Here is a 13,261-nt window from a genome sequence, read left to right as displayed (position 1 = left end):
TACCGGAAGGTCTCCCCCCATGAACAGACCGCGCATTCGGCTCAAGGCGCTGACCGCACTCGCCGCCGTCCCCGCACTCGCGGCGGGACTGCTGCTGGCCGCGGGCGCTCCGGCGCAGGCCGCGGCCAATCCGGGCCCCGGCTTCCCCGCGCAGTACGCGGCGCCCTACGCCGAGGTCTGGAACTCCCCGTCGGCGCTGGCGGCGGTGAAGAACGCCACCGGGCTGAAGTACTTCACCCTCGCGTTCGTCATCGACGGCGGCGGCTGCAACGCCACCTTCAACGGCAGTACCTCGGTCACCGACGCGAGCTGGACGTCGGCCATCAACACCCTGCGGTCCGGCGGAGGCGATGTCATCGCCTCCTTCGGTGGCGCGGGCGGCACCGAGATCGGCATCTCCTGTACGTCGGTCGCCGCGCTCAAGACCCAGTACAAGCGCGTGATCGACGGACTCAACCTGACCCGCCTCGACTTCGACATCGAGGGCGGCGCGCTCGACAACACCACCGCCAACGACCGGCGCAACCAGGCCCTCGCGCAGCTCCAGCAGGAGTACGCGGCGGCCGGCAAGAAGCTCGACATCGACTACACGCTCCCGGTCAACCCCACGGGCCTGGAGTCCAACTCGCTCAGCCTGCTGAACAACGCCAAGAGCAACGGCCTCAACGTCAACCTCGTCAACATCATGACGATGGACTACGGGCCGTCGATGGACATGGGCCAGGCGGCCATCAGCGCGGCCACCGCGCTGCACAACCAGCTCGGCGCGATCTGGAACACCAAGACCTCCGCGCAGCTCTGGGCGATGGAGGGCAACACCCCCATGATCGGGGTGAACGACTCGACCAACGAGGTCTTCTCGACCGCCAACGCGCAGTCGCTGGAGACCTTCGCGAAGAACAACGGCATCCAGGAGCTGTCCTTCTGGTCGCTCGGCCGTGACAAGGCGTGCGCCACCAACGGCCAGTTGTCGGACTCGTGCAGCGGCACACCCCAGTCGCAGTACCAGTTCTCCAGCATCTTCAACGCCATCACCGGCGGCGGCACCACTCCGCCGCCCACCGGCGGCGCCACCGGGCCGATCCGGTCCGGTTACGCCAACAAGTGCGTGGACGTGGCCTCCGCGAGCAGCGCCAACGGCGCGGCGGTCCAGCTCTACGACTGCAACGGCACCACCGCGCAGAACTGGACGGTCGGCAGCGACAACTCGCTCCAGGCCCTCGGCAAGTGCATGGACGTGGCCGCGGCGGGCACCGCCAACGGCAGCCTGGTGCAGCTCTACGACTGCAACGGCACGGCCGCCCAGAAGTGGACCCGCAGCGGCAGCACCCTGGTCAACACCGGCTCGGGCAAGTGCCTGGACGCGACCGGGCCCAGCTCCGCCAACGGCACTCGGCTCCAGATCTGGACCTGCGCGGGCGGCGCGAACCAGCAGTGGACGCTGCCTTCGTGACCCGCGCGTCCGCTGAGCGCTAGCTGAGCGGACAGGCGAATCGACCGGTCCCGGGCGGGGACGATGTCACCCGCCCGGGACCGGTGCGCTGTACCGCAGTGATCTTACGGACCTCGTCGCAAACAATCGACGTGGATACGTAAAAAAACTGTGATGCGGAGTTATTGCGGAGTATGTGCACGGGGCGGGAAGGAGTAGGGGGCGCCGCCGCTTGTCATCGGTGGCCCGCTGTCGATCCTTCACGAGGAGCCCCGATGAACAGCACGGAACTGCTGGCCGACGCCTTCGGCCGGATCCAGGAAGTGGTCCACGACGCCGTGGACGGCCTCACCCCCGAAGAGCTGGCCTTCCGCGTGGACGAGGGCGCCAACAGCGTCGGCTGGCTGATCTGGCACCTGACCCGCGTCCAGGACGACCATGTCGCCGAGGTCGCGGGCACCGAACAGGCCTGGACCGCGCAAGGCTGGGACGCCCGCTTCGACCTGCCCTTCCCCGCCGGGGCGATCGGCTACGGCGACGGCCCGGACGACGTCGCGGCCGTCCGGGTGAGCTCCGCCGACCTGCTCACCGGCTACCACGACGCCGTATACGAGAACACCGTCCGCCATGTGCGGGAGCTGACCGACGACGACCTCGACCGCGTCGTGGACAAGCGCTGGAATCCGCCGGTGACCCTGGGCGTACGCCTGATCAGCGTCGTCTCCGACGACCTCCAGCACGCCGGGCAGGCGGCGTATCTGCGGGGGCTGCTGATGCGCAGGCGGTGACGGTGTCGGCGTCGGCCGTTCACCCTTCGGTGGTAGAGTTACTTAACCTAAGTTAAGTACCTGCGCGACCGGTGGGGTGTGAGGGTTGGCGAGCGAGAAGACGGCCGAAGAGCCGGCGGCACGAATACAACGGAGGCCACCGCGCATAGCGGCCGACCATCCGCGCTACAAGTGGGTCGCACTGTCGAACACCACGCTCGGCATGCTGATCGCCACGATCAACTCCTCGATCGTGCTGATCTCGCTCCCCGCGATCTTCACCGGTATCCACCTCGACCCCCTCCAGCCCGGCAACGTCAGCTATCTGCTCTGGATGCTGATGGGATACATGCTGGTCACGGCGGTCCTCGTGGTCACCCTCGGCCGGCTCGGGGACATCCTCGGCCGCGTCAAGATCTACAACTCCGGCTTCCTGATCTTCACCGTCACCTCGGTGATCCTCTCCCTGGACCCGATGCAGGGCGGCGGCGGCGCGCTCTGGCTGATCGGCTGGCGCGTCGCCCAGGCCGTCGGCGGCTCGATGCTGATGGCCAACTCGGCCGCGATCATCACCGACGCCTTCCCGGCCCGCCAGCGCGGCATGGCGCTCGGCGTGAACATGGTCGCGGGCATCGCCGGATCCTTCATCGGCCTGGTCCTCGGCGGCCTGCTCTCCGAGTGGGACTGGCGCTCGATCTTCTGGGTCAACGTCCCGATCGGCCTGATCGGCACCGTCTGGGCCTACCGCTCGCTCCACGAGACCGGCATCCGCCGCAAGGCCAGAGTCGACTGGTGGGGCAACGTCACCTTCGCCGTCGGCCTGACCGCGCTGCTGGCGGGCATCACCTACGGCATCCAGCCCTACGGCGGCCACACCATGGGCTGGACCAACCCCTGGGTGCTCGCGGGCCTGATCGGCGGCGTCGCGACGCTCGCCGTCTTCTGCCTCGTCGAGGCCAAGGTGCGCGAGCCGATGTTCCCGCTCGGCCTGTTCCGCAACGTGGCCTTCGCGGGCGGCAACGCGGCCACCCTGCTCGGCTCCATCGCCCGCGGCGGCCTCCAGTTCATGCTGATCATCTGGCTCCAGGGCATCTGGCTGCCCCTGCACGGCTACGACTACGTCGACACCCCGCTGTGGGCCGGTATCTTCCTGCTGCCGCTCACCGTCGGATTCCTGGTCTCCGGACCCATCGCGGGCTACTTCTCCGACCGGTACGGCGCCAGGCTCTTCGCCGCCGCCGGATTCGTGGTGATGGCCGCGTCCTTCGCGGGACTGCTGCTGCTCCCCACCGACTTCAGCTATCTGGCCTTCGCGTTCCTGATCTTCCTCAACGGGGTCGGCGGCGGTCTGTTCGCGGCGCCGAACACCTCGATCATCATGGCGAGCGTGCCCGCCGAGGCCCGCGGCGCCGCCTCCGGTATGCGCGCCACCTTCCAGAACGCGGGCATGGTGCTCTCCATCGGCGTGTTCTTCTCGCTCATGGTCGCCGGACTCGCCCGCTCGCTGCCCGGCACCCTCAGCAGCGGCCTGGTCGCCCAGGGCGTGCCCGGGGCCAACGCGCACGACATCGCCAATCTGCCGCCGGTCGGCACGCTCTTCGCGGCCTTCCTCGGCTACAACCCGATCCAGCACCTGCTCGGCCCCGATCTGCTCGGCAAGCTCCCGACGGCCAACCAGCACACGCTCACCGGCCGTGAATTCTTCCCGCACCTGATTTCCGGGCCGTTCCACGACGGCCTCGTGGTGGTGTTCGCACTGGCCATCGTGATGTCCTTGGTCGCGGCGGGCGCGTCACTGATCCGCAGCCGCGCCGTCCGCGCGGCCAGCGCCCCGCAGGAGTAACCGACCCGACCGAGGAGGCGCCCCCCGCCATGGACCACACCGACGGGCGCGGGGGCGCCACTCCGGCCGCGGTCGCGCTGATCGTGGCCCGGCTCTACCGCCAGCTCGCCCAGGCGTCCGCCGACGACCTCAACCTGACGTACGCGCAGCTCTCCGCGCTCGCCAGGATCGGGCAGTTCGGCCCCATCCGGCTCGGCGAACTCGCCGCCCGCGAACAGGTCGCCGCCCCCTCCCTGACCCGTACGGTCAGGCCGCTGTCGGAGGCCGGGCTGATCGGCAAGGAGGCCGACCCCTCCGACGGGCGCTCCTGGCTCGTCAGCATCACCCCGGAAGGGCGCGCCCTGCTGGAGCGCATCCGCCGTGAGCGGGCGGCACTGCTCGCCCGGAGGATGGCGTGGCTCACCGACGAGCAGCGCGCGACGCTGGACGCGGCGCTCCCCGTCCTGGAACTGCTCCTCACCGAACGGACCCCGACGGACTGACCCCGGCGGTCTGGCCCTGACGGTGTGGCCCCTCGGCTGCCCCCGTCCCTCAGGCCGGCTGCTCCGGCTGTCCGGGCGGCGGCCGCTCCGGCCGGCCCGGCTCGACCGGGGGCGCCAGCACGCCGCAGTGCGGCGCGCACTGCGGCTGCGCGACCGGCCCCTTCGCCTCGTCCTCGCGCAGCGCACCCGACGGCACCAGCACCGCGGCCAGCAGCGCGGCGACGGCGCACAGGCCCGCACAGATCAGCATCGCCTTCCCGAACGCCGAGTTCACCGCGTGCGGCGACCGGTAGGCGTGGTCCGACAGGCCGACGGCCAGGGGGAGGGCCGCGACGATCAGCAGTTGCGCCACGCGGGCCGCCGCGTTGTTCACCCCGCTGGCCACCCCCGCGTGGTCGACCTCCACCGAGGCCAGCACGGTCGCCGTGAGCGGCGCCACGAACAGGCACATGCCGAGCCCCTGGACGACGACGGCGGGCAGCACGTCGACGACGTACGAGGAGGTGTCCGGCGACACGCGGGTGAGCAGCAGCAGGCCGCACGCGGTGACCAGCGGACCGACCGTCAGCGGCCAGCGCGGCCCGATCCGCTGGGCGAGCGCGCCCGCGGGCGCCGAGAGCAGCAGCATCAGGACGGTCACCGGCAGCGTCGCGAGACCGGCGCGCAGCGCGCTGTACCCGGCGGCGATCTGGAGCTGCACCGGCAGCACGAAGAACACCCCGCCGATGGCCGCGTACAGACACAGCGTCACCAGATTCATCGAGGTGAACAGCTTCGAGGAGAAGACCGACAGCGGCAGCATCGGGGACGGGCGGCGCCGCTCGGTGCGCAGGAAGGCCCAGCCGCACGCCAGACCCGCCGCCGCGGGCACGGCGACCGCGACGGGGGAGGGGTGGCCGGACGCGCTGATCAGCGCGTAGGTGACGCCCGCGAGGCAGAGCGCGGCCAGTACGGCGCCCAGGATGTCGAAGCTCCCGCTCGCCGTACGGTCGCGGCTCTCCGGCACGTGCCGGACGGCGATGGCCACCACGACCGCCGCCAGCGGCAGATTGATCAGGAAGATCCACCGCCAGCCGGGACCGTCCACCAGATAGCCGCCGAGGAACGGGCCGATCGCGCCCGCCACGCCGCCGAGGCCCGACCAGGCGCCGACCGCCTTCGCCCGGTCCTGCGGGCGGTACGTGGACTGCACCAGGGCGAGCGAACCGGGCGTCAGCAGCGCCCCGCCCACGCCCTGGAGCGCCCGCGCCGCGATCAGCACGCCGCTGTTGGGCGCCGCGCCGCACAGCGCGGACGCCAGCGCGAACCAGACGACGCCGATGACGAAGACCTTCCTGCGCCCGTACCGGTCCCCGAGGCCGCCGCCGAGCAGGATCAGCCCGGCCAGGGTCAGCAGATAGCCGTTGACGGTCCACTGGAGCGCCGCCAGGGTCGCGCCGAGGCCCTCCCCGATCCGGGGGAGCGCGATGTTGACGATGGTGCCGTCCAGCATCGCCATGCCCGAGCCGAGCACCGAGCAGGCCAGCACCCAGCGCCCGGTCGCCGAGGAGAGCCGCACACCCTCGGCGGGCGGCTCCGGATTACTCATGACCGTCACCATAGAGCGCCGGGAGCCGAGGCGTGAGTGTCGCGGCCCCGCGCCGCGTCTGCCGTGAGAACCGCGCCGCCGCGCACCCGCGACCGCGCCCGCCGCTCATCCCCGACCGTGCCCGCCACGCGGCCGCGACCGCGCCCGCTGATCACCGGCGCGCATCGGGGGTAAGAATGGTCAGGGCAGGCCCGACCGATGACGCAGCGAAGGAGACGCGGATGCCGCACGAGCGCGCCGGAACACCGGCACGGCCGGACGACCTGGTGGACGTACCCCGCCTGATCACGGCCTACTACGCGCTGCACCCGGACCCCGGCGAGACCGGCCAGCGGGTGGCGTTCGGCACCTCGGGGCACCGCGGCTCGTCGCTGAACACCGCGTTCAACGAGGACCACATCGCCGCCACCAGCCAGGCGATCTGCGACTACCGCACCGCGCAGGGCACCACGGGACCGCTCTTCCTCGGCGCCGACACGCACGCGCTGTCCGAGCCCGCGCGGGTCACCGCGCTCGAGGTCTTCGCCGCCAACGAGGTCTCGGTGCTGATTGACGAGAGCGACGGCTGGACGCCCACCCCGGCCGTCTCGCACGCGATCCTGTCGTACAACAGGGGCCGTACCACCCACCTCGCCGACGGCGTGGTCGTCACCCCCTCGCACAACCCGCCCGCGGACGGCGGCTTCAAGTACAACCCGCCGAGCGGCGGCCCCGCCGCCTCCGACGCCACCGGCTGGATCCAGGACCGGGCCAACGAGCTGATCGCCGACGGCCTCAAGGGCGTACGACGCATCCCGTACACCCGGGCGCTCGCCGCCGACACCACCGGGCGCTACGACTTCCTCGGCCACTACGTGGACGACCTGCCGTCGGTGCTCGACCTGGAGACCGTACGGCGCGAGGGCGTCACGATCGGCGCGGACCCGCTGGGCGGCGCGTCGGTCCAGTACTGGGGCCGGATCGCCGAATGGCACGGCCTCGACCTGACCGTGGTGAACCCGGTCGCCGACCCCACCTGGCGCTTCATGACGCTCGACTGGGACGGCAAGATCCGGATGGACTGCTCGTCGCCGTACGCGATGGCGTCGCTGATCGCCCGCAAGGACGAGTACCGCATCGCCACCGGCAACGACGCGGACGCCGACCGGCACGGCATCGTCACGCCCGACGGCGGCCTGATGAACCCCAACCACTACCTGGCCGTCGCCATCTCCTACCTGTCGCGGCACCGCGAGCAGTGGCGGCCCGACCTGGCGATCGGCAAGACGCTGGTGTCGTCCTCGATGATCGACAAGGTGGTGGCCGACCTCGGCCGTCCGCTGACCGAAGTCCCGGTCGGCTTCAAGTGGTTCGTGGACGGGCTGCTCGGCGGCACCCTGGCCTTCGGCGGCGAGGAGTCGGCGGGCGCGTCCTTCCTGCGGCGCGACGGCTCGGTGTGGACCACCGACAAGGACGGCATCCTGCTGGCACTGCTGGCCGCCGAGATCACCGCCGTCACCGGCCGCACACCGTCCGAGCACTACGCGGACCTCACGGAGCGCTTCGGCGCCCCCTCATACGCGCGGATCGACGCGCCCGCGACCCGCGAGGAGAAGGCCGTACTCGCCGAGCTCTCGCCCAAGCAGGTGCCCGCCGCCGAACTCGCGGGAGACCCCGTCACCTCCGTGCTCACCCACGCCCCCGGCAACAACGCCGCCCTGGGCGGCATCAAGGTCAGCACCGACAACGCCTGGTTCGCCGCGCGGCCTTCGGGGACGGAGGACGTCTACAAGGTCTACGCCGAGTCCTTCCTCGGCGACGACCACCTCGCCACCGTCCAGGAGGAGGCACAGGCCATCGTCGCCCGTGCCCTGAACGGCTGACCGCCGCGCCCTCCACCCGACGGAGAGACCCCGGAGCGCGTGCTCCGCTCCGTCGGGTGAGGGACGACAGGTCCTTCGACGCGCGGGCGGCTCAGGCCAGTTGGGCGGCCTGGAGACCCGCGTACGCGCCGCCGCCGCGCACCAGCTCGGCGTGCGGCCCGACTTCCGCGATACGGCCCTCGTCCAGGACGACGATACGGTCGGCGTTGCGGATCGTGGACAGCCGGTGGGCCACCACGAAGACCGTACGGCCGCGCACCAGCCGGGTCAGCGCCTGCTGGACCAGCGCCTCCGAGCGGGAGTCGAGCGCGGACGTCGCCTCGTCCAGGACCAGCACGCGCGGGTCGCGGATCAGCGCGCGGGCGATGGCCAGTCGCTGCTTCTGACCGCCGGAGAGCCGGGCGCCCCGCTCACCGACGACGGTGTCGAGACCGTGGGTCATCCGGTCGATGAACTCCAGCGCGTTGGCGTCCCGCAGCGCCGCCCTGACCCTCTCCTCCGGCACATCGGTCATGCCGTAGGTGACGTTGTCGCGGACGGTGCCCTCGAACAGGATCGAGTCCTGCGGCACCACCGACAGCCAGGTCCGGTAGTCGCGCAGGTCCAGATCCTCCATGTCGACGCCGTCGAGCAGGATCCGCCCCCGCGTCGGCCGCAGGAAGCCGATCACCAGATTGAGCACGGTCGACTTGCCCGCGCCGGAACCGCCCACCAGGGCGACCGTCTCGCCCGGCCGCACGTCCAGATCGAAGTCGACCAGCGAGGGCCGGTCGCTCTCGGGATAGGTGTGGCCGACCCCGCGGAACTCGAAGTGCCCGACCACGCCCTTCACTTCGGCCTTGCCGTCGTTCTGCTCCAGGTCGGGCGCCTGGAGCACCTCGCCGATCGAGCGGACCGACTCCAGGCCCTTGCCGATCTGCGGGGTCAGCGTCAGCAGCGTGGTCACCGACCCGGTGAGGCTGGAGAAGTACGCGCTGAGCATCACCACGGTGCCCGCCGAAACGTTCAGCCAGCCGTAGTAGGCGACCAGCGCCGAGCCCGCCAGGCAGGCCACACCGATCGCGTTGAGCAGGATCCAGGCCAGCGAGCCGAACCAGCCGTTGAGCCGGTCGAGCCGCAGCCCCGCGTGCAGCACCTCGCCCAGCGTGCGGTCCACCCGGTGCAGCGCGGTGTTCTCCAGGCCGTGCGCACGGGTGATGGGGATCAGGGTCGTCATCTCGCTGACCCGCGAGGACAGTTGCTCCACCTGCTGGCGGAAGGACTCGTTGTCGTGCCGCAACCGGCGGCGCAGCCGCACCACCAGCATCGCGGAGGCGGGCACCACGATCAGATAGACCGGCAGGAAGGCGGGCGCCTGGATGCCGATCACCACCAGGCCGCCGCTCAGGGTGGCGATCGCGGCCAGACCGTTGTCGGCGGTCTGCTGCGCCGCCGTCTCGATGGTCTCGACGTCCCTGATCACCTTGGCCTGGAGCACACCGGCGCTGACACGGGAGTGGTAGCCGATGGAGAGCTGCTGCATCCGCTGGCAGATCGCGGTGCGCAGCCGGGTACCGGTCCTGCGGATCGAGCCCTGCATGCAGCGCACGTACGCCAGGTGCAGCGGGAGGTTGAGGCTGAGGATCACCAGCAGGACGGCCGAATTCCACCACAGCACCGATATCGGCCGGTGCTGCACGACGACGTCGACCACGTTGGCCGTGATGAGCGGCAGCAGCCAGACGGGGGTGTGCTTGGCGAAAAAGGCGAGTACGGCGAACCCGACCCGGCGACGGTCGGGTTCGAAGAGGTAGAGGAGGGTACGGACGGGGTGTTCGCCGCGGTAGCGGTGGCTGAGCGTGCCTTGCGGCAGCGCCATTGAAGGCTCCTCGAAATGACGTCTTCGCAGTACAGGTGCGCGCATGCGCCTCATCGCGCATGCGCCCGCCTTCACCTTAGAGCCGCTACAGCACCACGACCGAACGCAATACGTCGCCCTCGGACATCCGCGCGAACGCCGCCTCCACCTCGTCCAACGCGATGGTCTCCGTGACGAACGCGCCCAGGTCCAGGCGCCCCTGGAGATGCAGGTCGATCAGCATCGGGAAGTCCCGCGACGGCAGGCAGTCGCCGTACCACGACGACTTCAGCGCGCCGCCGCGGCCGAACACGTCCAACAGTGGCAGTTCCAGGGTCATCTCCGGACTCGGCACCCCCACCAGGACCACCGTCCCGGCCAGATCGCGCGCGTAGAACGCCTGCTTGTACGTCTCCGGGCGGCCGACCGCGTCGATCACGACGTCGGCGCCGTTCCCGCCGGTCAGCTCGCGGATCGCCTCCACGGCGTCGCGGTCACGGGAGTTGACGGTGTGCGTGGCGCCCATCGCGGACGCCGTGGCGAGCTTGCGGTCGTCGATGTCGACGGCGATGATCCTGGCCGCGCCGGCCAGCCGCGATCCCACCACGGCCGCGTCGCCGACGCCGCCGCAGCCGATGACCGCGACCGAGTCGCCGCGGCCCACGTTCCCGGTGTTGAGCGCCGCGCCGATCCCGGCCATCACCCCGCAGCCGAGCAGCCCGGCCACCGACGCCGACACCGCCGGGTCGACCTTCGTGCACTGCCCGGCCGCGACCAGCGTCTTCTCCGCGAAGGCGCCGATGCCCAGCGCGGGCGACAGCTCCGTGCCGTCCTTGAGCGTCATCTTCTGCTTCGCGTTGTGGGTGTCGAAGCAGTACCAGGGGCGCCCGCGCAGACACGCGCGGCACCGGCCGCACACGGCGCGCCAGTTGAGGATCACGAAGTCGCCCGGCGCGACCTCGGTGACGCCGTCGCCGACGGTCTCGACCACGCCGGCGGCCTCGTGTCCGAGCAGGAACGGGAAGTCGTCGTTGATCGCGCCCTCCCGGTAGTGCAGGTCGGTGTGGCAGACCCCGCACGCCTGGATCCGCACCACCGCCTCGCCCGGCCCCGGATCCGGCACCACCACCGTGTCCACCCGTACCGGCTCGCCCTTGCCCGGTGCGATCACTGCGCGGACTTCCTGTGCCATGTCCGGTCCTTCCCTTCGTCGTGTGCCCAGCGTTCGGCCGCTGTTCGCTGCCGACGATAGGTGCCGCGACCCCGCGGCGGGCAGTACCCGGAAAGGCGCACATGGGTGGACCGGCACCGGGCATACGTCACTGCGGGCCACAGGTCGCCTACCGCTCGACGCTGTGAGGGGCACTTTTGACCACTGAGGACAGCGCGGCCCGCGGCACGCGGCCGGCTGACAGAAGACGGCTGCCGAAGACCGTCGCGACCTTGCGCGCCATCCGGGCCCTCGGCCGCGCCATAGGGGCGGCCTGGGAGGAGGACGCCACGGAGCGGGCGGCGGCCCTCACGTACTACGCGGTGCTCGCGCTCTTCCCCGCGCTGCTGGTCACCGTGTCGGTGCTGGGCCTGGCGGGCGGTGCCTCGGAGAATCAGCTGGCCTCCGAGGTCACCTCCCTGCTGCCGACCGCGTCCCGGCCGATCGTCGCCTCCGCGCTCCAGGACATGGCCGACGACCGGTCCGCGACCCTCTCCCTGGTGATCATCGGCAGCGCGGGCGCCGTCTGGTCGGCGTGCAGCTACTCCAGCGTCTTCCGGCGCGCCCTGCACTCGATGTACCGGGTGACCGACCACCGCCCCGCCTGGCGCACTGCCCCGCGCATCGTGATCACCTCGGTGGCGCTGCTCGTCCTGCTGGTGTGCAGCGCCAGCAGCCTGGTGGTCAGCGGCGAGGTCGCCCACCGGATAGGGGAGCTGCCGCACATGAACACCCCCGTGATCACCGCCTGGCGGGTGTTGCGCTGGCCGTTGCTGCTGGTCCTGGCCGCCGCGCTGGTCCTGGTGCTCTTCCGCTCAGGTCCACGCGGCACCCGCGGCCTGCGCGCGATGGCCCCCGGCGGCGCCCTCGCCGTCCTGCTGTGGCTGCTGACCTCGGTCGGATTCGCCGCGTACACCGCCCGCGCGGGCACGTACAACCGGCTCTACGGCCCGCTCGCCGGCACCGTGGTCTTCCTGGTGTGGCTGTGGTTCTCCAACCTGGCCCTGCTGGTCGGCGCCCACTTCAACGCCCAGCGGGCGCTGGACGGCAAGGCCGCGCCGCCGCCGGAGGCCCCGGCGGCGTCGAAGACGCCGGAAGCGGCCCCGGACGTCGCACCGCGAGCGCTGCGGGTTCAGCCGCGGCCGGGCCGGAAACGGCGGTAGAGCACGACGCCGCCGAGCAGCAGGGCGGCGCTGCCACCGGCCGTGTACGGCAGGCCGTCCGCACCGGTGTGCGCCAGCGTCGGGGCTGCGGGGTCCTCGACGTTCGGCGGCGCGGGCACCGGAGTGTGGGCCGGGGCGGGCGGGGCGGTCGGCACCGGAGTGGGCTTGACGATCGGCGGAGTCGAGCCGTTCGTCGAGGTGTTGCCCGTGGAGGGGTTGCCGATCCCGATGACATTGACGCTGTTGCCGGTGATGTTGACGGGCACGTCGACCGGCAGCCGGACGCTGTTGCCCGACAGCAGGCCGGGCGAGTTACGGGTGCCGCCCGCCGCGTGTGCGCCGCCGCCCGAGCCCGAGTTCGTCCCGGCGGGGACGGCGCGCTCGTCGGCCGGTGCGCCCGCGTGCCGTCCCGGCCTGGCGCCGGGGGAGGAGTGCGTGGCGGCCGGAGCCGAGGTGTTGGCGCACGCGTTGCCCGTCACCGGATTCAGCAAGCCGATCACATTGATCGTATTTCCGCATGCATTCACCGGAATGGAGACGGGCACTTCCACCGAATTGCCCGACAGGACACCGGGCGATCCGGTGGTGTCACCCTGGGCGGCCGAATCGGCGTGGGCATACCCGGCGCCCGCCAACAGACCGCCGGCGACCATGGCGGTGACGAGTCCCTTCTGGGCAACCCTGTTCATACGCTTTCCTGCCTTCCGGAAATCCTCACGGGCTGCATGCCCGCACCGGAGACAACGCGCTCAGGGCCGATCAGGTCATGGCCGACGGATAAATCACCCCAACGAGTGACCGTGTCGCGGCCCCGTCCCTGACGGGCGGACAGGACGTGCGGCCAGCACTTTTCCCGGTATTCCGGCTATCGGTTCCGCTATTCCTATGAATTACCCATGAGCGGCCGATGGAACGTGGTAACGGATTATCCCGACACGACAGCGGCGGGGGGCCCCCGGGGGGGGGGCCCCCCCCCGGGGGGGGGGGTGGGGGTCCGCGTGCTGGCCCCGAAACGGGCGCGGGGAGGGGGGGGCGGGGGCATGACAGCGGGGGGGCCAAGTGGCAGCGGGCGGCGGG

The 13,261-nt window shown here is 71.3% G+C and carries 10 protein-coding genes; 6 read left to right on the top strand and 4 right to left on the bottom strand.

Features of this window, described 5'->3' with window-relative positions:
* Nucleotides 1-19: 19 nt before the first annotated feature.
* The 4 genes from ACFZBB_RS23640 (at nt 20) to ACFZBB_RS23625 (ending at nt 4,524) form a co-directional block, all read left to right on the top strand.
* Nucleotides 20-1,453, top strand: a complete 1,434-nt coding sequence (locus tag ACFZBB_RS23640; protein WP_391125724.1) for a ricin-type beta-trefoil lectin domain protein — start codon at nt 20-22, stop codon at nt 1,451-1,453.
* 254 nt (nt 1,454-1,707) lie between these two features.
* The gene (locus tag ACFZBB_RS23635) at nt 1,708-2,220 is read left to right on the top strand and encodes a DUF664 domain-containing protein (protein WP_355347681.1); all 513 of its coding nucleotides are present in this window, start codon (nt 1,708-1,710) and stop codon (nt 2,218-2,220) included.
* A 124-nt stretch (nt 2,221-2,344) separates the two neighbouring features.
* Nucleotides 2,345-4,042, top strand: coding sequence for an MFS transporter (locus ACFZBB_RS23630; RefSeq protein ID WP_391126279.1), 1,698 nt, complete (start codon nt 2,345-2,347; stop codon nt 4,040-4,042).
* 29 nt (nt 4,043-4,071) lie between these two features.
* The gene (locus tag ACFZBB_RS23625; RefSeq protein ID WP_391125721.1) at nt 4,072-4,524 is read left to right on the top strand and encodes a MarR family transcriptional regulator; all 453 of its coding nucleotides are present in this window, start codon (nt 4,072-4,074) and stop codon (nt 4,522-4,524) included.
* A 49-nt stretch (nt 4,525-4,573) separates the two neighbouring features.
* Here ACFZBB_RS23625 and ACFZBB_RS23620 read toward each other — a convergent pair whose 3' ends face one another.
* Entirely contained in the window at nt 4,574-6,112 is a 1,539-nt protein-coding gene (locus ACFZBB_RS23620) for a DHA2 family efflux MFS transporter permease subunit (protein ID WP_391125718.1), read from the bottom strand.
* Between the two features lie 221 nt (nt 6,113-6,333).
* Between ACFZBB_RS23620 and pgm the strand changes: the two genes are divergently transcribed.
* Nucleotides 6,334-7,974, top strand: coding sequence for a phosphoglucomutase (alpha-D-glucose-1,6-bisphosphate-dependent) (gene pgm / locus ACFZBB_RS23615; protein ID WP_391125715.1), 1,641 nt, complete (start codon nt 6,334-6,336; stop codon nt 7,972-7,974).
* 91 nt (nt 7,975-8,065) lie between these two features.
* Here the strand turns inward: pgm and ACFZBB_RS23610 are convergent, their stop codons facing one another.
* Nucleotides 8,066-9,832: an ATP-binding cassette domain-containing protein gene (locus tag ACFZBB_RS23610; RefSeq protein ID WP_391125711.1), complete on the bottom strand. Its 1,767-nt coding sequence runs from the start codon at nt 9,830-9,832 to the stop codon at nt 8,066-8,068.
* An 85-nt stretch (nt 9,833-9,917) separates the two neighbouring features.
* Complete coding sequence (locus tag ACFZBB_RS23605) at nt 9,918-11,003, bottom strand: S-(hydroxymethyl)mycothiol dehydrogenase (RefSeq protein WP_355347666.1); 1,086 nt, start codon at nt 11,001-11,003, stop codon at nt 9,918-9,920.
* Nucleotides 11,004-11,254: 251 nt separating this feature from the next.
* On the opposite strand from ACFZBB_RS23605, the gene ACFZBB_RS23600 reads away from it, so the two are divergent.
* The gene (locus ACFZBB_RS23600; protein WP_391125707.1) at nt 11,255-12,184 is read left to right on the top strand and encodes a YhjD/YihY/BrkB family envelope integrity protein; all 930 of its coding nucleotides are present in this window, start codon (nt 11,255-11,257) and stop codon (nt 12,182-12,184) included.
* Here ACFZBB_RS23600 and ACFZBB_RS23595 read toward each other — a convergent pair.
* Nucleotides 12,154-12,873, bottom strand: a complete 720-nt coding sequence (locus ACFZBB_RS23595; RefSeq protein ID WP_391125704.1) for a chaplin family protein — start codon at nt 12,871-12,873, stop codon at nt 12,154-12,156. The genes ACFZBB_RS23600 and ACFZBB_RS23595 overlap by 31 nt on opposite strands.
* Nucleotides 12,874-13,261: the final 388 nt, after the last annotated feature.

Origin of the sequence: Streptomyces sp. NPDC008139 (assembly GCF_042957025.1) — a bacterium.
Taxonomy (GTDB): Bacteria; Actinomycetota; Actinomycetes; order Streptomycetales; family Streptomycetaceae; genus Actinacidiphila.
Note: the sequence above shows the minus strand (reverse complement) of the source record. Positions and strands in the feature narration are given on the sequence as shown.